The organism is Faecalimonas hominis, from assembly GCF_054660755.1.
The window spans coordinates 18,275-37,969 of the sequence record NZ_BAAHSH010000007.1; the positions used below are offsets into that span (position 1 = coordinate 18,275).

General features: G+C 38.8%; 14 protein-coding genes, 1 tRNA gene and 1 pseudogene. 9 read left to right on the forward strand and 7 right to left on the reverse strand.

Annotated features, from left to right (window positions below; all coding sequences use genetic code 11):
* Window positions 1–191 precede the first annotated feature (191 nt).
* Complete coding sequence (locus tag ACYQ35_RS00995; protein ID WP_459829271.1) at window positions 192–710, forward strand: spore maturation protein; 519 nt, start codon at window positions 192–194, stop codon at window positions 708–710.
* 57 nt (window positions 711–767) lie between these two features.
* Here the strand turns inward: ACYQ35_RS00995 and ACYQ35_RS01000 are convergent, their stop codons facing one another.
* From ACYQ35_RS01000 to ACYQ35_RS01010, 3 genes are all read right to left on the reverse strand, one after another.
* Window positions 768–941 carry a hypothetical protein gene (locus ACYQ35_RS01000; protein ID WP_009462500.1) on the reverse strand — a complete coding sequence of 58 codons (174 nt, stop codon included), beginning with the start codon at window positions 939–941 and terminating at the stop codon, window positions 768–770.
* Between the two features lie 418 nt (window positions 942–1,359).
* Complete coding sequence (locus ACYQ35_RS01005; RefSeq protein WP_009462221.1) at window positions 1,360–2,214, reverse strand: IS3 family transposase; 855 nt, start codon at window positions 2,212–2,214, stop codon at window positions 1,360–1,362.
* Window positions 2,214–2,423 carry a transposase gene (locus ACYQ35_RS01010; protein ID WP_117466807.1) on the reverse strand — a complete coding sequence of 70 codons (210 nt, stop codon included), beginning with the start codon at window positions 2,421–2,423 and terminating at the stop codon, window positions 2,214–2,216. The genes ACYQ35_RS01005 and ACYQ35_RS01010 overlap by 1 nt, the downstream gene beginning before the upstream one ends.
* 75 nt (window positions 2,424–2,498) lie before the next feature.
* On the opposite strand from ACYQ35_RS01010, the pseudogene ACYQ35_RS01015 reads away from it, so the two are divergent.
* The 7 genes and pseudogenes from ACYQ35_RS01015 to ACYQ35_RS01045 all read left to right on the forward strand — a co-directional run.
* Window positions 2,499–2,725 (forward strand): annotated as a pseudogene (locus ACYQ35_RS01015) (hypothetical protein); the annotation flags it as partial.
* Between the two features lie 52 nt (window positions 2,726–2,777).
* Window positions 2,778–2,848: transfer RNA gene (locus tag ACYQ35_RS01020), tRNA-Cys, on the forward strand.
* Window positions 2,849–3,044: 196 nt separating this feature from the next.
* A complete protein-coding gene (locus ACYQ35_RS01025; protein WP_459829276.1) occupies window positions 3,045–5,360 on the forward strand; it encodes an Ig-like domain-containing protein in 2,316 nt (771 codons plus the stop codon).
* Window positions 5,361–5,487: 127 nt separating this feature from the next.
* The gene (locus ACYQ35_RS01030) at window positions 5,488–6,723 is read left to right on the forward strand and encodes a threonine/serine exporter family protein (RefSeq protein ID WP_009462218.1); all 1,236 of its coding nucleotides are present in this window, start codon (window positions 5,488–5,490) and stop codon (window positions 6,721–6,723) included.
* A 135-nt stretch (window positions 6,724–6,858) separates the two neighbouring features.
* Window positions 6,859–7,890, forward strand: coding sequence for a M42 family metallopeptidase (locus tag ACYQ35_RS01035; RefSeq protein ID WP_459829279.1), 1,032 nt, complete (start codon window positions 6,859–6,861; stop codon window positions 7,888–7,890).
* A gap of 108 nt (window positions 7,891–7,998) precedes the next feature.
* On the forward strand, window positions 7,999–10,164 hold the full coding sequence (gnpA, locus tag ACYQ35_RS01040) for a 1,3-beta-galactosyl-N-acetylhexosamine phosphorylase (RefSeq protein WP_009462214.1): 2,166 nt from the start codon (window positions 7,999–8,001) through the stop codon (window positions 10,162–10,164).
* Between the two features lie 108 nt (window positions 10,165–10,272).
* The gene (locus tag ACYQ35_RS01045; RefSeq protein ID WP_459829283.1) at window positions 10,273–10,821 is read left to right on the forward strand and encodes a helix-turn-helix domain-containing protein; all 549 of its coding nucleotides are present in this window, start codon (window positions 10,273–10,275) and stop codon (window positions 10,819–10,821) included.
* A gap of 52 nt (window positions 10,822–10,873) precedes the next feature.
* Here the strand turns inward: ACYQ35_RS01045 and ACYQ35_RS01050 are convergent, their stop codons facing one another.
* The 4 genes from ACYQ35_RS01050 to ACYQ35_RS01065 are packed head-to-tail and all read right to left on the reverse strand — an operon-like array spanning window position 10,874 to window position 13,795.
* Window positions 10,874–11,761: a helix-turn-helix domain-containing protein gene (locus tag ACYQ35_RS01050; RefSeq protein WP_459829286.1), complete on the reverse strand. Its 888-nt coding sequence runs from the start codon at window positions 11,759–11,761 to the stop codon at window positions 10,874–10,876.
* 36 nt (window positions 11,762–11,797) lie between these two features.
* Window positions 11,798–12,625 (reverse strand): helix-turn-helix domain-containing protein, encoded by an 828-nt coding sequence (locus ACYQ35_RS01055; RefSeq protein WP_459829289.1) that lies wholly within the window; start codon window positions 12,623–12,625, stop codon window positions 11,798–11,800.
* 49 nt (window positions 12,626–12,674) lie between these two features.
* A complete protein-coding gene (locus tag ACYQ35_RS01060; protein WP_459829292.1) occupies window positions 12,675–13,220 on the reverse strand; it encodes a chromate transporter in 546 nt (181 codons plus the stop codon).
* Window positions 13,220–13,795, reverse strand: coding sequence for a chromate transporter (locus ACYQ35_RS01065; RefSeq protein WP_459829295.1), 576 nt, complete (start codon window positions 13,793–13,795; stop codon window positions 13,220–13,222). Before ACYQ35_RS01065 ends, ACYQ35_RS01060 begins: the two co-directional genes overlap by 1 nt.
* A gap of 186 nt (window positions 13,796–13,981) precedes the next feature.
* On the opposite strand from ACYQ35_RS01065, the gene ACYQ35_RS01070 reads away from it, so the two are divergent.
* Complete coding sequence (locus ACYQ35_RS01070; protein WP_459829298.1) at window positions 13,982–19,666, forward strand: NPCBM/NEW2 domain-containing protein; 5,685 nt, start codon at window positions 13,982–13,984, stop codon at window positions 19,664–19,666.
* Window positions 19,667–19,695: the final 29 nt, after the last annotated feature.

Sequence of the window (19,695 nt, forward strand, 5' to 3'; positions counted from 1 at the left end):
AGAATAAATATTTTCCCATGCTTCAAAATAATTGAAAGTATAGTATTTATGCGTATAATCAAAAATTAGATATCCCTTTTTCTCAAAATGCAATTCAAAACATTTCCTGCATATTGTATATGGCAAAAAGCTGCATTTTATTTTTTGCGGAACATAAAATAGAATAATGATAGTGAAAGACAGAGAAAGTTGTGAAATTATTATTATATGTATCTGATTTTATTGTTCCGGCAGTGATTTTGGGAATTGTCATGTACGGACTTATGCAGAATGTGAATGTGTATGACGAGTTTATAAAAGGTGCGAAAAACGGATTTCTCACGGTCATAAAAATTATGCCCACTCTTATAGGGCTTATGGTTGCAGTTGGAATTTTAAGAGCGTCCGGGTTTTTAGAGTTTTTGGGAAAACTATTGGGACAATTTACTTCCTACATAGGTTTTCCGGGGGAATTAGTACCTCTGGCGATTGTGAGAATGTTTTCCTCCTCAGCAGCTACGGGTCTTATTCTCGATATTTTTAAACAGTATGGAACAGATTCGCAGATTGGGTTGATTGCCTCTATTATGATGAGTTGTACGGAAACGATTTTTTATACGATGAGTGTTTATTTTATGGCGGTAAAAGTGAAGAAAACGAGATATACGCTGGCGGGTGCAATTGTTGCAACGTTGGCGGGAATCGTGGCAAGTGTTTGGCTTGTGGGCTGAACGAAAAAACAGCCTGTAGATTGGAAGTCAGCAGGCTGTTTTGTAAAAAGATGTAATTTAATATACCTCGAATAGAGGATTATCTTTTGCATCATTTAATGTATCATATTGGATAACACCGTCATTAGAAAAGTCCGAAAGGGTTACGAAACAGCAACCGCCGTGATAACCTGAGTTAAAACCGATATATTTATTTTCTAAAAGGGTTGTTTCTTCTATCTGAGATTCCAAATGGTATATGCCACCTTTGTCAGTTGAAAAAACTAAACTTTCTTCTTCAACATCATTTCCGGAGTCAGTTCTTCTTAATTCTAATTCAATTTTATTGTCAGTAATTTTTTCCGAAGTAATTTCTTCTTGTATAAAAAAGTCTTTTAATTCTTTTTCGGTGGTGAAATTAGCAATATCTTCAAAATCAAAAGACTTATTAGGATAATAAAACTCAACTAATTTGCCATTTTCGGTAATATATATTTGCCGAACTCGATTATTATAACTTAATTCGTTATCTATATCGAACCAGATTCTTCTTTCTCCTTCGATTAGTTCAGATAATTTGGATAGTAAAACAATTTAACGTCTGATGAATGATGAATCTGTTTCAACAAATTGTACTGGTCAAGCTTTTTGGTAACACTTTGTTCGGAAATCATGCTCTATATCGAAACTCCATTGGTGTCATATAGTTATTCGTTGAATGAGGTCTCACATAGTTGTACCAGTTAATGTATTGCTTTGTCATTTCATCTAACTGCTCAACACTTTCAAAAGTATATCTATAGTAAAAACAATTTTTGAAAGTATTATAAAATCTTTCCATTGGCGCATTATCATAAGGACAGCCAGCCTTGCTCATACTTTGAATTACGCCGTTATCCTTGCAAAAATTGACAAACTCCCAAGATGTATATTGTACTCCCTGATCGTTGTGCAGAAGTATTCCATTGTTGGGTTTTTCTTTTTTTAGGGCTTCCGTAAGTGTTTCTATTGCAAGTTCTGTATTTATGTAATCGCTATTGACTGATGCTATAGCAGATCTGTCAAATAAATCCATAATGGTACAGTTATATCGAAACTTACCATTAGGCTGGCGCATATATGTAAAATCAGTGCACCAGATCTTATTTTTTTCATCAACGTTGAACTTTTGCTTTAAGAGATTATCAAAGATTTTATGTTTTTTACAGCTTTTGTAACCTGGCTTTTTTCTCATAACAATAGCAGACAGATTAAGATCCTTATTCATATATTTATGGATAGTTGTTGTACTAAGATATATGCCATATCTTTGTAGAAAGATTTTCATAGGCCGATATCCAATGGTTCTATTATTGTTGTAATAGATATACTTTATCCTTTCATAAACCATAAATCTTTGCTCGTAATAATCTCTTTTCGTATCTTTCAGATAATTGTAGTAACAATTAAGGCTAATCTTAAAATGTCTGCACAACCATCTTAAGCCAAATTGCTCCTTATTTTTGTCAATGAATCGATATACCACTAATCGATTTCCTTTGCAGATTCGAATTCTTCCTGTGATGTTTTAGTGGTAGTTTTATATTGGCATTCTTCACCATGTTTTTTTACCCACCCGGTGAGGGTGCTTTTTGCAACATTGTAGTCAGCTGCTATCTCACTTATTGAGCGATCACCTGCCATATAGGCTTTGACTACTTCAATTTTAAAATTTTCATTGTAACGTGTGGCCATGATTGGTCCCTCCTTTGGATAATAAATATTATATACTATCCGAACAAGGTGTTACAAATTTAGTTTACCACTACACTTGGAGGATATTTGGACATCGGTTTGAAAGATACGATGAAAGATTTGTTCGTAAACTTTATCGGTGCGGTCGTTTTCTCCATTATCGGCTATTTCTATGTGAAGAGAAGAGGAGAGGAGAGGGAAAATTTGCGAAGAAATTTATTCCGAGGCGAAAGCAGGAGGAAAGTGATTATTTGAGAATTGCCCTACAAGATTCGAAGGAAACGTTGACGGAGAAAAAATAATTTGGTATAATTTTTGTGTTGTCAGTATAGAATATACTAACAGCATGAAAATGGCGCCATAGCCAAGTGGTAAGGCAAAGGTCTGCAACACCTCTATCACCAGTTCAAATCTGGTTGGCGCCTTAGAGAGTCGGGAGAGTATCCCGGCTTTTTTTATACATCTATTCAAAACATTCACTGGATATTTTTGGCAAAAAGGTTGAAATCTAAAAGTGTGTGTAAGAAAATATGACTATAATAAGCAGGATAAGGAGGAGAAGGAACAACGAGAAAAAGAAAATGGACAGCGGTCTTACTTTCTGTTGCAATGATGCTGACAATGCTTCCAAGTACGGCGTTCGCTAAAGAGACAAAGGCTGAAGCGTGGGACGGAAAAGCAGTGGATACGTCTTGGTATGCAGAAGACAAAACTTCTTATGAAATCAGCAGTGCAGATCAGTTGGCAGGACTGTCACAATTGGTAAATGAAGGTAAAAGTTTCAAGGGAAAAACAGTTTCTCTGACAGATGACATTGATTTGAATAATAAAGAATGGACACCTATTGGAAAATCGGGAAAGACATTCCAGGGAACATTTGATGGGAAAAATCATGTTATCAGCAACCTGAGCATCAACACACCGAAGAAAAATGACATTGGTCTGTTCGGCTATACTTCCGGCGGAGCAATTAAGAATTTTCAAGTCAAAGATGCAACCGTAAAGGGAAGAATGTGTGTAGGTGTTATCGCAGGAACTCCACATACAGCAGACTATGCAAACATAACAGTGAGCGGAAAAGTAATCGTGGAAGGTTATGCTTATGTGGGCGGCGCCTGTGGAAAAAATGCTTACGGTGATATTACAAATGTGGATATTACAGGTGAAGCGGGAAGTTATGTCAAGGCAGAAAGTGAACAATACCGTACATATGTGGGCGGTCTTGTAGGATTTATGGGTGAAGGTAACCAGACGGTAAAAGACTGTGACGTGAAGATTGACGTTATCGGCTCTACTTGTGATGTAGGTGGGATTTTAGGTATTCTTCATTATGGAAATACTTTACAGAACTGTACATACGAGGGAAGTCTTACAATTACGAAACCAGATGCGGAAGACGGAAGCGAATTTGGGGCTTTGGTAGGAACGATTTACAACGGTAAGGACAAAGTCAGTACGACAATTAAAGACTGTGAAGCGACTGTAAATCAAGCAACTTCAGGCGGAAAAGATGTCACAGACACAATTACACCGCACGGAGATTTCTACAATAAGACAGAAAGCGGCAGCCTTGAGGACATAACAATTGATGCGATTATCAATGGTTCGCACGTTGCGATAACAAATGCGGTAGCAAAAATCGGCAATACAGAATACAAAACATTAGCAGAAGCATTTCGAGCAGCAAAAAGCGGAGATACGGTCGAAATTTTGCGCGATGTTGACGTGAAGGTATGGAATCAGATTAATAATGTCAAAAATATTACCGTAAAAGGAAACGGCCATACACTCAATATTGCTGAGGTAGAATCCAAACAAAATGGAGATTATCTTTTCTATAATGCAGACGGTTTGAATGTTTCTGACGTAAATATCAACTTTACGAAAAGCGGAAACGGATTCTGCATGAATTCAGGTAAACTGGAAAATGTTCATATGACAGGAGCACCTGAGCAGAAAAGCAACTATGCGGTATTTGTCGGAACGGGCTCAAAAGTAGAGATTGATAACAGTTCATTTAAAAACTTTGGAGTTGCCGTTTACAGTCAGCCTACGGCAAATGACAAGGCTACATCAGACATTGATGTGACAGATTCACAGTTTACAGACTGTAAGATGACAATATGCAGTTATGCAGCAAACACAGTTTTCACAGGAAACACAGTTACGGGAAGTGAGGAACTTTCATTTGCCGCAAAAGCAGATGCTGTGAACAAAGATGCAAACGTGACATATGTCATTACCGGAAATACATTTAAAGATGCCGGAAAGATTTGGTTCTACGGTGCAAATGCAAATGACGTTGTTTTCAAGAAAAACAAAGTGACAGGAAATACTTATATTTCCACAGAAGATGCAGCGGAAGGTGTACTTGACCTCAATTATAACTATTGGGGAGGAAATGCACCGAGTGACAAACAGATAGTGGATAATAATGACAACGTTTCTGTCGAGAACTCTATTTATTATATCAACGAGAGAATGTCAGATAAAGATTTGAACACTTATGTTCCGTTGGATAAGATTATATTGAATAAAACGGAATTGAAGTTGCATGTAAATGAAAGTGAGAAGTTGATTGCTGCATTTGTTCCTGACAATGCGACGGACAAGGCTCTTACATGGAGCAGCAGTGATGAAAAAGTAGCCATTGTAGATGAAAACGGATTAGTTACGGCTAAAGGTCTCGGCACAGCGGAAATTACCGTTACTACTGAAGACGGAAAGACAGCAGTATGTAAAGTGACGGTAGAAAAGAAGAAAGATGAAAATCCTTCAACAAAACCGGATAAACCGAATCAGCCGGACAAACCACAAAAACCGGAGAGTCCGAAGACTGCAGATAACAGCAATGTATTCTTCTATATGATAATGCTTTTGGCAGCAGGAGCGGGCATTATTGTTTATGCTAAAAGAAGACGCAATTGGATTAAATAATTTATAAAAGGACAGATGCCTGTGAAGTAAAAATTCACAGGCATCTGTTTTTGTATTTATAGTTGACTTTTTTCGACACTACAGATATGATTACATACAGTATATTTTGTTTAGAGGTAGGGAGATTATGGATTACAAGAAAATAGTGCAGGGCATTTTGGATATTGGAGAGGCTATGCTCGTCAATGGAGCGGAGAACTTTCGATTGGAAGACAGCCTTTACCGCATGTGCAAAAGTTATGGATTTGTAAGATACGATGTGTTTGTTATTCCAAGTAACATTCAGATAACGGTGGAAACACCGGAAGGAGAAATTATTACGCAGATTCGTCATATAGAGAATGCGGATATTGATTTCGACCAGTTAGATTATTTGAACAATTTATCCCGCTACGTCTGTCAGCATACGCCCGATGCAAAAGAACTGCGGGAAAAATATTTGGAAGTGGTAAACAGGCCGGCGCAACACCCAGCTATTAAATATTTTGCGGCAGTGATGGGAGGAACAGGATTTGCGGTATTCTTTGGAAGTGATTTTCAGGACGCCATTGTGGCAGTGATTGTTTCGCTTATGATTGTAGTTGTAGGCGGTTGGCTGAGCAGAAGAGAGGAAAATCTTTTGATTTATAATGCCATTTTATCGTTCCTTTCGGAAGTGATTATTCTTCTCTGTGTCCGTGCAGGGCTGGGAAGTCACCCGGAGCGTATTATGATTGGGATTGTCATGCTTCTGATCAGCGGATTGAGTACGACGAACGGAATTCGGGAGTTGCTTCAGAAAGACTATATTTCAGGTGCGATTAACATTATGAACTCGATGCTTGGGGCAGCGGGAATCGCCTTTGGAACCGCATTTGCAATGTTATTGCTGGACGGTGTTTCGGCAGAAGGGTTTATTTTAAATTATAATATACCAATACAGTTGATGGCCTGTACGGTTGCCTGTGTGGGATTTGCGTTTTGGTTTAAAATCAGGGGAAAACAAGTCCTTTATTCAGGTGTAGGTGCGTTTATTACATGGGGTATTTATCTGATTGTTTATGAATGGAAGCCGAGCAACTTTTTTGCAACATTGGTAGCTGCGATATTTGTGGCAGGATACGCTTTTGTTATGTCAAGAAAGAATAAGGCTCCGTCAACTATCTTTTTGACGGCGTCAGTATTCCCGCTTATTCCGGGACCTAACTTATATTATATGATGTATGGCTGTGTAAGTCGTGATATTGGTATGGCTTTCAGTGAGGCGATTATTCTGCTGGCTACCTGTCTTGCGATTGCATTTGGGTTTAATATCGTGGACGTAATTGCGAGAGGAACGATGAGAGCGCTGAAAAAAGAATATCATGTCGGCAAGAAATCTTAGAGAGAAAAGGCTTTCCATGAAATGTTCGTGGGGAGCCTTTTTTATGAAAATAGTTAAAAATTAACAAAAAAATATTCCAATGTGGTACAATGATTGGTAGAAATATTCTGTGGAAAGAATTAGGAGGTATTTATAATGACAGAGAATAACGCAGTGTATCATGATTATGCAGTAGAACAGATTGAAAAATTGATTTCCATTGACAGCCCGACAGGCTATCACTACAATGTGACGGCATATTTGCAGGAAGAACTGGAACGTATGGGATTTGAAGTGCGCACACTCAGAAAAGGCGGAGTGATTGCAAACCTTGGAGGCGAGGGCAATCCTTTGATGATGATGGCACATGTAGATACATTAGGGGCATTTGTACATTATATTAAAGGAGATGGAAGACTTGCCATTTCCAACGGAACATTGAATCAGAATAATATTGAAACAGAGAATGTCCGCATTTTAACAAGAGACAGAAAAGTGTATGAGGGGACAATTCAGTTGGCAAATGCTTCTATCCATGTAAATCCGGACATAAATGAAGAAAGAAAGTTTACAAATCTGGAAGTTGTGTTAGATGAAAATGTAAGCAGCAAGGAAGATGTAGAAAAACTTGGAATCAGTGCGGGAGATTTCATTATGGTGGAACCCAGATTCCGTATTACGGAAAGCGGATACATTAAGAGCCGCTTCTTAGACGATAAGGCGTCTTCAGGAATTTTGCTTGCTTTGGCAAAATATGTAAGTGAACATAAAGGCTGCCTGAAGAGAAATGTACAGATTTTCTTTACCGTACATGAAGAAGTGGGACACGGGGCAGCAAGCGGAGTTACAGATGACATCAAAGATATTTTGGCGATTGATATGGGCTGTGTAGGAGAAAATCTCACATGTACGGAGAGACAGGTTTCCATTTGCGCAAAGGACGGAAGAGGCGCATATCATTTTGAAATGGTAAATGAACTGATTGATACGGCTAAAAAGAATGAACTGGATTATGCGGTAGACATTTATCCGTTCTATGGTTCGGATACGGCAGCAGCCCTAATTGCGGGAAGAGATGTGCGCCATGCGCTGATTGGTTCAGGAGTATATGCTTCTCACGGATACGAGAGAACACATAGAGAGGGTGTGCGAAATACATTTGAATTAGCGTTGCATTATGTAATATAAAAAATTTTGTAAAAAAGCAATATATATAAAATTGTGAACAAAAATCGCATAGACGCAAACAGTTTCTTTTTATATACTGAATACAGAAAGACTAGAGAGGAGAACGTTATGAGCAAAGAGAAATTAACCGGAAGAGTAACTATACCTACAGACGTTGACGTAGTACCGGAAACACTGGAATTAGTGAAGAGATGGGGAGCAGACGCCATTCGTGACTGTGACGGTACAGATTACCCGGAAGAATTAAGAGATGTAGATGCGAAAGTATATTCAACATATTATACAACAAGAAAGGATAATGCTTGGGCGAAAGCAAATCCGGACGAGATTCAGCAAATGTATATTATGACATCTTTCCACACAGCAGTAGATTCAGAGTTATCTATTCATTTAATGGATCACTTATATCCTGACATGTTAAAAGTAAACTCTCACGATGACATTACAAGATGGTGGGAAGTGATTGATCGTACAACAGGAGAAGTTGTTCCTGTGACAGAATGGGATTACAGTGAAGAAACAGGAGATGTAACAATCCACGGAGCAAAACCATTCCATGATTATACAGTAAGTTTCCTTGCATATATTATGTGGGATCCTGTACATATGTACAATGCGGTTGTAAATGACTGGAAAGATGTGGAAAAACAGATTACATTTGACGTTCGTCAGCCAAAAACAAAAGAATTTACAATGAGACGTCTTCGCAAATATATTGAAGACAACCCACACATTGATGTTATCCGTTACACAACATTCTTCCACCAGTTCACATTGATTTTCGATGAGATGGCGAGAGAAAAATATGTAGACTGGTACGGATATTCAGCATCTGTAAGTCCATATATTTTAGAACAGTTTGAAAAAGAAGTCGGATATAAATTCAGACCTGAGTTTATTATTGACCAGGGATATATGAACAACCAGTATCGTATTCCTTCTAAAGAATTCCGTGATTTCCAGGCATTCCAGAGAAGAGAAGTTGCTAAATTGGCAAAAGAAATGGTAGACCTTACACATGAGCTTGGAAAAGAAGCAATGATGTTCTTAGGTGACCACTGGATTGGTATGGAACCGTTTATGGACGAATTTAAGTCAATCGGACTGGACGCAGTAGTAGGAAGTGTAGGAAACGGTTCTACATTACGTCTGATTAGTGATATTCCAAATGTAAAATATACAGAAGGACGTTTCCTTCCATATTTCTTCCCGGATACATTCCACGAAGGCGGAGATCCGGTAAAAGAAGCAAAAGTAAACTGGGTAACGGCACGTCGTGCTATTTTAAGAAAACCAATCGACAGAATCGGATACGGCGGATACTTAAAACTTGCGCTTCAGTTCCCAGAGTTTATCGACTATGTGGAGAGCGTATGTGATGAATTCCGCACATTGTACGAAAACATTAAAGGAACAACACCTTACTGTGTAAAAACAGTTGCCGTATTAAACAGTTGGGGTAAAATGAGAGCATGGGGAAATCACATGGTTCACCACGCTTTATATCAGAAGCAAAACTACTCTTATGCAGGAATCATCGAAGCGCTTTCAGGTGCGCCATTCGATGTAAAATTCATCAGTTTTGATGACATTAAAGAGAATCCTGCAATTTTGGATAACATTGATGTTGTTCTTAACGTAGGTGATGCTTATACAGCACACAGCGGTGGGGCAAACTGGATTGATGAGACAGTCGTAACAGCCGTTAAGAAATTCATTTACAATGGCGGTGGATTCATCGGTGTAGGTGAGCCTACGGCATATCAGTGGGAAGGACGTTTCTTCCAGCTTGCAAATGCACTTGGTGTAGAAAAAGAAAACGGATTTAACTTAAATACAGATAAATATAACTGGGACGAACATGACCACTTTATCAAAGAAGACTGTACAAAAGACATTGATTTCGGTGAAGGTGAAAAGAACATTTTCGCATTAGACGGAACAACTATTTTAAGACAGGTTGATAAAGAAGTACAGTTAGCCGTAAATGAATTTGGTAAAGGACGTTGTGTATACATCAGCGGTCTTCCATACAGTTTTGAAAACAGCAGACTTTTATACCGTTCAATTATCTGGTCTTCACATGATGAAGATAACTTACATAAATGGTTCAGTTCAAACTTCAACGTAGAAGTTCACGCATATGTGAAAAATGGTAAATATTGTGTAGTAAATAATACATACGAGCCACAGAGTACAACTGTTTATAAAGGTGATGGAACAAGTTTCGATTTAGACTTAGATGCAAATGAAATCATTTGGTATGAAATCTAAATAAGATAAGAAAAAGCATTATCGGGCAAGAGTACAGATGCACGATAATGCTTTTTTCATACATACGGCCCAATGAGACAAGCGATAAGAAGGGAAAGGGAAAGTACGTTGAGTGATATTAGCAAAATAGGATACAATGTTAGAAGTCTGCGGAAAGAAAGAGGAATAACGTTGCAGCAGTTGGCGGAGGCGACAGGATTATCTACCGGATATTTGAGCAATCTGGAGAGAAATGTGAACAGCCCTACCCTTGTGAATATACAGAAAATATGTGAAGCGTTGGACATTTCTTTAGGAGATATGGTGGAGCGCAATAGAGAAGAGTCGATTATTGTGAGAAAAGATGAGAGAGAAGTTGTCATTGATGAGCAAAACAGTATCAGGTTAGAAAATATTGATTATGGCTTGGATAAAACGACATTTACATATATGTCCATTGAACCGGGCGGAGCAGGCGAAGGGCTTCGCTGGGAGCATGATTTTGATGAGGTGGGAACAGTGATAAAAGGTGAACTTACATTAGGATTAGGGAACCAGATGTTTCATCTGAAAGAAGGGGACACGATTCTTGTAAAAGCGCATACAAGTCATTGTTATTTTAATAAAGGAACAGAGGAATCAGTTTCTTTTTGGGCGAGATGCAGGGAAAGTGAATAGAGGGAAAAATAAGGAGGAACTGCTGTGCAGAGTCCTCCTTATTTTAAACTGTTTAATTTTCCGCCAACGCCTTGACGGAAGAAACGTATTCTGACGGGGTCATTCCCGTAATCTTCTTGAACTGTCTTGAAAAATAATGAATGGAAGAATATCCCAGAGATTCGGAAATCTGTGTGAAATTCATAAAATCCGTTCGCATCATCTGTTTGGCGGCATCAATTTTCATATGAGAAAAATATTCGATTACGCCGAGACCGGTTTTCTGCTGAAAAATTTTCTGTAACTGGGAACGCCCCACCATATTTTCTTTGCATAACAGGTCGATTGTCAGGCGGGAATCCAGATGATTTTCCATATATTCCAAGACACGGTTGAAAATCTCAGAACTTCCCTTTGACGCTGCCGGTTTGGGAAGTGCGGACGCATTTCTGTTCTGCGAACATCTGAGTAAATGTAAGAGAAAATGCTCCAGTTGGATTTTGATTAACTGTTCTGCTCCAAGCGGTTTCTCTTCTTTCTTTATCATTTCTGTTAAATAAGGATCATCTAAACGGCAGTCGAATAATTTCTTTGCCTCCTTAATAATGTTACCTAACAGAGTCTTGCCCAAATCGTCCACTGTCAGAATTTTTTCTCTGAAAAAACTCATAGCAGGGCTGTTGCATGAAAAAGAAATGACGACAAGGTTTGGTGCGGAACTTCCGGTTGCCTGCAGGCGGTGAAACTCATTTGGTTTGTGAAAAGCAACTTCTCTTTTCTTCAGGCGGGTGTGGATATTATCCATATAAATATCAATCTCCCCTTTGTCTACAAACACAAATTCCCAGAAATCGTGGGATTCTCCCGCAAAGGAGAAATCACTCATATACTCAAAATAGTGTATGGTAAATAAATTTTCAATAGAAATGGTATCTTCAAGATTAACACTCTTATAACTCATTTGTATGCCCTCCCATTTATTTGGCAAAATAGAACATTAATTCTCCATAGATTTTCTGTATTCGTTCGGAGAGAATCCTGTTTCCTTCCGGAATACCTGAGAAAAATAGGATTGTGATGAAAATCCGACTACGGAGGCAACTTTTGAGATAGGGTAATTTGTCGTATCCAATAAATGTTTTGCTTCAGAAATTCTCTTTTCAATCAGATAATTGATAGGAGATACACCCTTATAGTGTTTGAAAGCGTGTACAAGATAGTATTTATTGAGATAAGTCAAATCGCTCAGCGTCTGCAGAGTGATGTCCTCCATAAAATGCTCATCTAAATATTGTTCGATAAACCGGCACTCTTTTGTGATTTTCTTTGTCGGCGCAACGGAAAGCGTTGTCTTTGTTTTGCGCATAATATTCCAAATCAGAATCTCCAAGAGGTTTTGACAGATAGATTCAAAATTTTCTTCCTTTGTCTGTACCTCGTGCAGAAGAGCTTTTAAATAAAAATAAACTTCTTCTCTGTTGTGTAAAAAATTATGAATGTTATAGTCAATCTGCCTGTCCTCTGTTTTGAACTGCAAACCGTTGATGCCAAGTACGATATACTCTAAAGGCGTGCCGTCTTTGCCCGATTCAGTATGTGAAACATTGGGGTTCACAATAACTAAATCATTTTCTTTTACCGGAAAACTTTCATTCTCGATAATGAAATTTCCTGAGCCGTGTGTAACAAAAAACAATTCTGTAAAGTGGTGGGTGTGCACGATGCTATGCCAGTCATTTCCGTAACGTGCCTCCGTAATATATAACAGACGGGCGTCAATTTTTTCTAAGGCTTTTTCTTCAAGACGATAGTTTTGATTGCTCATGTAGTACCCTCCTTCGTTAAAACCATTATATAAGGTTTGCGTTAAAAGTTCAACAAATGAATTGCCATATAAGTTCAAAGATTCCACAACCTACCATAACGGAAACGGGCTGCAGTTTTGTTTTTCGCAGAAGGACGAGCGCCACAAGGAAAATAATTGTCCCGCGTATGCTGAAATCCGCTCCGTTTGGAAAAAATACGGAAAGTAAAATGGAGATACCTGCTATGGCAATCATGGAGACAACGACAGGCCGGAGTGTACTTAAAATATTTTGCATTACGGTTACATTCCGATATTTTACATATACTTTTGCCAGCAGAGTGACAATGATGCAGGAAGGCAAAATGCAGCCTATCGTGGCGCAGAACGCACCAAAGATTCCTCCTACCTGTGTTCCGACAAAGGTTGCGGAGTTAATGGCAATCGGCCCCGGCGTCATTTCCGCAATGGTTACAAGGTCGGTAAACTGTCCCATAGTAAGCCAATGATATTTTTCAACAACCTGCGCCTGTATAAGTGACATGGTGGCATATCCCCCGCCAAAACTGAACGCACCGATTTGGAGATAACTGAGAAAAAGTTGTATGTAAATCATTATCGTTTCTCCTTTCCGCAATCCAAAACTGTTTTGCATACAGAAAACACAATACAGATAAAAATAATGAAAATAATATTGATTTTAAAATAATAGTTGGCGATAAAGGCGCTGATTATGATAACAATAGGAAGAAATTGTTTTCCCTTTACAACGCCGAACCCCATATCCCACACAACAGAGACGATAACCGCGCCGACTCCGGCACGCATGCCGGTCAGAAGTGACTGGATAACAGGATTACTTTGGAAGAGTGTATAAAATCCTGAGATGACTGAGATGATGACAAAAGGGGGAATAATTGCGCCGAGTATGGCTAGACCTGCTCCTGCAAGGCCGCAAAGTTTATAACCGACTACGATTGCACCGTTGACGGCTACAGCGCCGGGCGAAGACTGGGCAATGGAGATTAAGTCCATCATTTCCGTCTCGTCAATCCAGTGAAGTTCGTCCACGAATTTATTTTTCATCAGGGAGACAATAACGTATCCGCCTCCGAATGTAAATGTGCTTAAATATAATGTAGAAAAAAATAGTTTCTTTAAAATTTGTTTTTTACTTAGATTTTTATCCATCTGTTTAGCCTCCTTACCCGTATAGTATAATCGTAAATACAGTGAGACACAATGTTTTTATATTTATGGCAATAAAAGATAGAAAATTCAATCTATTGAATTGAAAATTGTAAAGACACAAAATATATATAGGATTATTATTGAATATATAGTCTGTTTTAAGACATGAGAAAGGAGAAATGAGTTATGAGAATGAAAAAGCGGCTGCTCGCAGGAGTGGTCACGGTATGCCTGCTTGTGGCAGGTTTTCCGGTTGGTTTCTTTTCGACGGGGAAATCCGTGTTGGCAAAAGAAAAGACCGGAACAGTAATTGATGTGACGGATTTTGGTGCGGATCCGGGAGGGAAAATGGACAGTACAAAGGCTGTTCAGAAAGCATTGGAGAAAGTAAAAGAGACAAAAGGTAAAGTGACGTTAAACTTTCCAAAGGGGGAATATCATTTTTGGAAAGATTACGCTACAAAGAGAAATTACCACACGTCAAATACGAGCAGTCTCTCTTATCCGGAGAAATCTATAGCAATACTGTTGGAGGGCGTAGATAATTTGACGCTTGAGGGGAACGGATCTTCTCTTATTATGCATGGAGATATGATGGCAATTGCGGCTGTGGACAGTCACAATATAAAACTTCATGATTTTGTTTTAGACTATAAAGATCCGGATACAGTGGACTTGAGTGTTGTTGGAAATGGAGTAGATGAATCGGGAAAACAGTATGCGGATTTTTATGTTCCGGCAAACTATAACTATGAAATCAATGCAGATAAAACCGGAATTACATGGCAGGGAGAGATGAGTCCGGTAACAAAAAGACCTTATTGGGAGAAAAGCAATGCGGATTTCTGTGCTTATCTGGTTATTTATAAAGGGTATGACCAAACTGTAGCAAGAGCAAGCAATAAAGCGGCATCGAATCCGTTTGCAAATGTGGCTTCCATCGAGAAAGCAGGAGAAAATGTTCTTCGATTTACTTACAATGGAGAGCGTCCGAAAGATCAGGAAGTCGGCAATATTTTTCTTTTAAGCGACTCAGCGACAAGAAAAACTACAGGTGCATTTTTCTGGGAGAGCGAAGATGTACTTGTCGAAAATATTGATGTTCACTATCTGAGCGGCTTCGGCTGGCTTACACAGATGTGTAAAAACGTAGAATTTAAGGGCGTGGATTTTCTGCCAAGATATGCTACGGGAAAATATACAACAAGTAATGCGGATCAACTTCATGTTGCGGGTTGTGGAGGATATTTTAAAGTAACAGACTGCAACTTCTCCATGTCCCATGATGACCCAATCAATGTGCATGGAAGTTATATGAGAGTGGAGGAGATAATTGATAACCGTACACTTAAATTAAAATATATTCATTCACAGCAGGGTGGTTTCAGACAGTTCCACAAGGGCGACGAGGTACTTTTCTATTCCAGAACATATCTTGAACTGCCGGACGGATCGACGGAAGAAAACCCGTATATTGTAGAATCTTCCGTTGCACCGGGTGAGGAGTACAATGGAGAAAAACTGGATATGCGTACGGAAGTCGTAACATTTAAGGAAGCGTTCAGTGAGGAAACACTGAATGATTTGAAAATTAAAGTAAGGAGAAATAACTCAGAGGAAGAAGAAGGACTGTATGTAGCAGAGAACGTTTCTTATACTGCTGCAGTAACGATTAGCGGAAACCATATGAAGAGCATTCCTACAAGAGGAATTCTATGTACGACAAGAAAACCGGTTGTCATTGAAGATAATATATTTGACAATATGACAATGGCAAACATATATCTTTCAAACGATGCGAATTACTGGTATGAGTCAGGTCCTATCAGAAATATGAAGATTCGTAATAACAAATTCTATATCCGTCCTACAGGACAGGTAGAATGGGGAGACGTATCAGGTATTTTTGTAGATCCGGTTGTTCTGACATCAGTACAAGATGCGCCAGCATCAAAGGGAAATATTCCTGTACATCGAAATATTTCTGTAGAGGGAAATGAATTTCATATGGCGAATGATAATGTTGTGACGGCGGAAGGCGTTGACGGTATGACGATTAAAAACAACAAAATCATTCGTGACAATCCGGGAATTGAAATTACACTAAATGACATGGAAGGCCTTGGCATCGGAGAGACACAGGATATTAAAAAGGAAGTGAAAGAAAAGACACTTCCAAAAGACATTTTCAAGTTTACCAACTGTAAAAATGTTGAAATTAATGGAAATACATATGATGATGGCTTGAACTTAAATGTTACTACATCTGGCGATAAGATGACGGAAGATGACGTGGAAATTAAAGACGATGTGCTGACTTTAAATAAAGAGGGAAATAATCTGATTACAAGTGAATCAAAAGTACATTACATCACATCTGATCCGACTGTGGCATATGTAAATGAACAGGGACAATTGGTAGGTGTGGCAGACGGAACAGTTACACTGACTGCTTATGTAGAGTGGAATGGAACAATGATTAAGAGTAATTCGGTTGAAATTCCGGTTGGCGAAGGAAAAGGAACAACGGTTTCAATTGAAGCGGATAAGACAGAGATAACGGAAGAAGGCGGTACAGCGCATCTTACGATAACTGATGGTGCGGAGATTGAGGTACTTGATCCTCTGACAGGGAAAGCAAGTAATGCGGCAACTGTTAAAGGAAATGTGTACACGGCGTTGAAAGAAGGGGCAGTTCTTCTGAAAGCGGATAAAAACGGAAAAAGTGCTTCCGTACTTATGATTAACCGTTTCCCTAAGAGTTACGGAGATGTATCAAAACTGAATTCTTCAGAAGTGTCAGTTGATAACATGCATGAAAAGATGCTTTCCGGAGCGAAAAATGAAATTACGATTGAAGCAGAATCGGATCCGAAGAGTGATTTATATGGCGCAAATACATATGTGACCAATCTTGTAAAACTTCCAATTCTGGAAGAATATAAAAATGATTTGCGAATTCAGGTAGATGTGGACGGACTTGTAGTTAATGGGGACGGATACAATAATGCAGGAATTGTTCTCTACAAAGATGGAGATAACTATTACTCTGTTGGAAAGAAAGGGCATATGTCAGGAGTGACAGCGGTTTATGAGGAAAAGGCGTCACCGTCTGAAAGAGGTGGTAATTCCGCAGATAATAAACTGACATCTACGACATTTGAAATTGAAATTCAAAACGACACGGTGACAGTACGATTTAAAGATGCCTCCGGTAAATGGAAAACAGCAAATACGCAGAATGCGATTAGTAAAATTACAGACGGAAAACTGTATTTGGCATTTACGGCATGGGAAAATAGTGGAAAAGAGTTCAGTTCAACATTTAGTAATGTGAAAATTGCAAAAGCGAGTGAAACAACAACAGAAAATATGAATACGGTTGTTCCGAAACAGATTTTCTCGGCAGTTTCCAATGAACGCCCAACAGTTTCATCGGTAGACCTGAAGGCGGATAAAGTAAATACTGAAGCGAAAGTAACGGCAAAAGCATCAGATAGCGATGGAACTGTTGAAAAAATAATTTACGAGTGGACTTTGGAAAATGAAAGCGGAGTGAAAGATGTTACATATACTTCTGAAGGAAAATATATTCCAAAAGAAGCAGGAAAACTGAGCGTTCGTCTTCTTGCCATTGACAATCTCGGAAAACCGTCAGCAGTTGCAAAATCAGAAGAAGTTTCCGTGACAGTGGATAAAAGTGACGCTGAAACTTTACGAAACCTCTATATCAACGGAAATGCAGTGGCTGATTTTGATAAAAAAGATGCAAAATTCGTTCTTCCGGACGGAGCATCATCAAAAATCAGAGTTTCTTATGATCCTGAAAATGCAGGCGTGAAGACGGTAATTAAAGATAAAGACGGAAAGGTAACGCTTGCCACATTGACAGATGAGTGTGCAGCAGTTGTAGATATGCAGGACGGTCTGACAATAGAGAGAGGAAGCAAGGTATATAAAGTAGCACTGCACACGCAGAAAGAAGGAAATGTCAATATTCAGAAATTGAGTGTGGACGGAAAAGATGTGAATTTATCGGAAGATGAAATTAAATCCGGTACGAACAGTTACTTTATCAATACAGATAAAGATGATGTTTCCATTCGTATGGAAACAGAAGACAAAGGAACAGCATTTAGTGTAAAACGTTCATTTTTCAATATTCCGGTAGAAAATGCATCGAAAGACAAAGGTGTTTTTGAAGTTGATGTAGATTTGACAGCAGGAATTAATGCTTTTTATCTGACGGTAAAAGGTGCTGATGGAATTACAGAGCGTACAGTATGCCTGTATCTGTTCCGGGACGGTTTCAATAACTCTGCACTAAAAGATTTGAAAGTGAATGGCAAGAGTCTTCCGGATTTTGCTCCGGATAAAACGGAATATACAATGTACGTTGACAATCCGCAGTCAGTAAAAGTGGAAGCAGTTCAGGGAGCACAGGAACAGCAAACAAACATTACAAAAAATTCAGTTAGAACTGACGGTGTGTCTGCGTCTTACAAACTGGAAGATGGATTAAATCAGATTGTTGTTGCAAATACATCAGAAAATATGTGGACTACTACATATTATACAGTCAATGTTGTTGTGAGAAGTGGAAGCAACGCAGATTTATTAAGTCTTAAAACAGACGAGACATTACTTCCGGGATTTGATCCGTTGAAACCTGATGTAACAGAGTATGCAGTTACAATGAACAATGACAGTATTCATATTGAAGCACAGTCGCTTATGGATAATGCGAAGATAAGAGTATTCTCAGATACAGAGGAAAAGAGTGGTGCAGGCAGCATTGTGACTGACATGAATATTTATGAAGGAAAAAATGCAATTGGTATTGAAGTGACATCACCGGACGGAAAGGTGAAAAGGGTTTATACACTTGATATTGATGCAGAAGGATTTGACTATGCGTCTGACAGAATGGATATTTCAACAAAAGACGAAGTGGGTTATGGAGAACTCGGTCTGGATATTTCGAGCAGCGGAGGAGCAATTGCCCTTGCCGATGAAAAGGGACAGCGTGTGGAATTCAAAAAAGGATTGGGAGCACACGCATCATCTGAAGTTGCGTATAATATAGAAGGACAGGGATATACAGCATTTGAATCCTATATTGGAATTGATTATTATCAGGTGAGTCAGGGAAATGTTCCGAGTTCGGTAACATTCCGTGTCTTAGTAGACGGTGAAGAAAAATATAATTCAGGAGAAATGACAGTAAAAGATCCGATGAAAAAAATCAAAATTGATCTTACGGGTGCATCTACGATTCAGTTATTTGCCGATATGGGAGAAAACAATTACAATGACCATGCGGACTGGGCAGATGCCAAATTCGTAAAATCACTTCCTGAAAAACCTGAGAAACCAAAGGTAAATAAAATTACTTCTGTTGATAAAGTAAAAGATGTGGAAGTAGCATACGGAACAAAGTTGAAGGACATTCCACTTCCGAAAGAAGTGAAAGTTGAATTGGATAACGGTACGACGGTAGAACTTCCTGTAGAATGGTCATGTGAAAAATATAATGCAGAAGTAGCAGGAAAATATGTATTTACAGGAACACTCACAGTACCGGAAGGAATAGAAAATCCGGACGGACTTATGGCGGAAACAGAAGTAACGGTTAAAGAAAAACCGAATGATACAACAAACCCAGACAACTCAGGGAATAATGGCAGCCATAGTAACAACAACAGCAATAGTAATAGTAACGGAAGCAGTGCGGATAAAGGAGAAAATCATCAGGGAGCAGTAGAGACAGGGGATAGTTTTGGAATGATGATGTGGATCAGCCTTTTGGCTATTCTTACATCTGCCGGTGTTATCGTTGTATATTTCTTGAGAAGAAAAAACAGAAGATAGACCAGTAAAAAATCGCCGTAGGTTTTGAA

Excerpts from the sequence above, each read along its gene's own strand:
- ACYQ35_RS01050 (WP_459829286.1), bottom strand. The coding sequence starts at position 11,761 with ATGAGTTATAAGAGTGTTAATCTTGAAGATACCATTTCTATTGAAAAT.
- ACYQ35_RS01025 (WP_459829276.1), top strand. The coding sequence starts at position 3,045 with ATGCTTCCAAGTACGGCGTTCGCTAAAGAGACAAAGGCTGAAGCGTGG.
- ACYQ35_RS01010 (WP_117466807.1), bottom strand. The coding sequence starts at position 2,423 with ATGGCCACACGTTACAATGAAAATTTTAAAATTGAAGTAGTCAAAGCC.
- ACYQ35_RS01060 (WP_459829292.1), bottom strand. The coding sequence starts at position 13,220 with ATGATTTACATACAACTTTTTCTCAGTTATCTCCAAATCGGTGCGTTC.
- ACYQ35_RS01065 (WP_459829295.1), bottom strand. The coding sequence starts at position 13,795 with ATGGATAAAAATCTAAGTAAAAAACAAATTTTAAAGAAACTATTTTTT.
- ACYQ35_RS01035 (WP_459829279.1), top strand. The coding sequence starts at position 6,859 with ATGACAGAGAATAACGCAGTGTATCATGATTATGCAGTAGAACAGATT.
- gnpA (WP_009462214.1), top strand. The coding sequence starts at position 7,999 with ATGAGCAAAGAGAAATTAACCGGAAGAGTAACTATACCTACAGACGTT.
- ACYQ35_RS01070 (WP_459829298.1), top strand. The coding sequence starts at position 13,982 with ATGAGAATGAAAAAGCGGCTGCTCGCAGGAGTGGTCACGGTATGCCTG.
- ACYQ35_RS01055 (WP_459829289.1), bottom strand. The coding sequence starts at position 12,625 with ATGAGCAATCAAAACTATCGTCTTGAAGAAAAAGCCTTAGAAAAAATT.
- ACYQ35_RS01030 (WP_009462218.1), top strand. The coding sequence starts at position 5,488 with ATGGATTACAAGAAAATAGTGCAGGGCATTTTGGATATTGGAGAGGCT.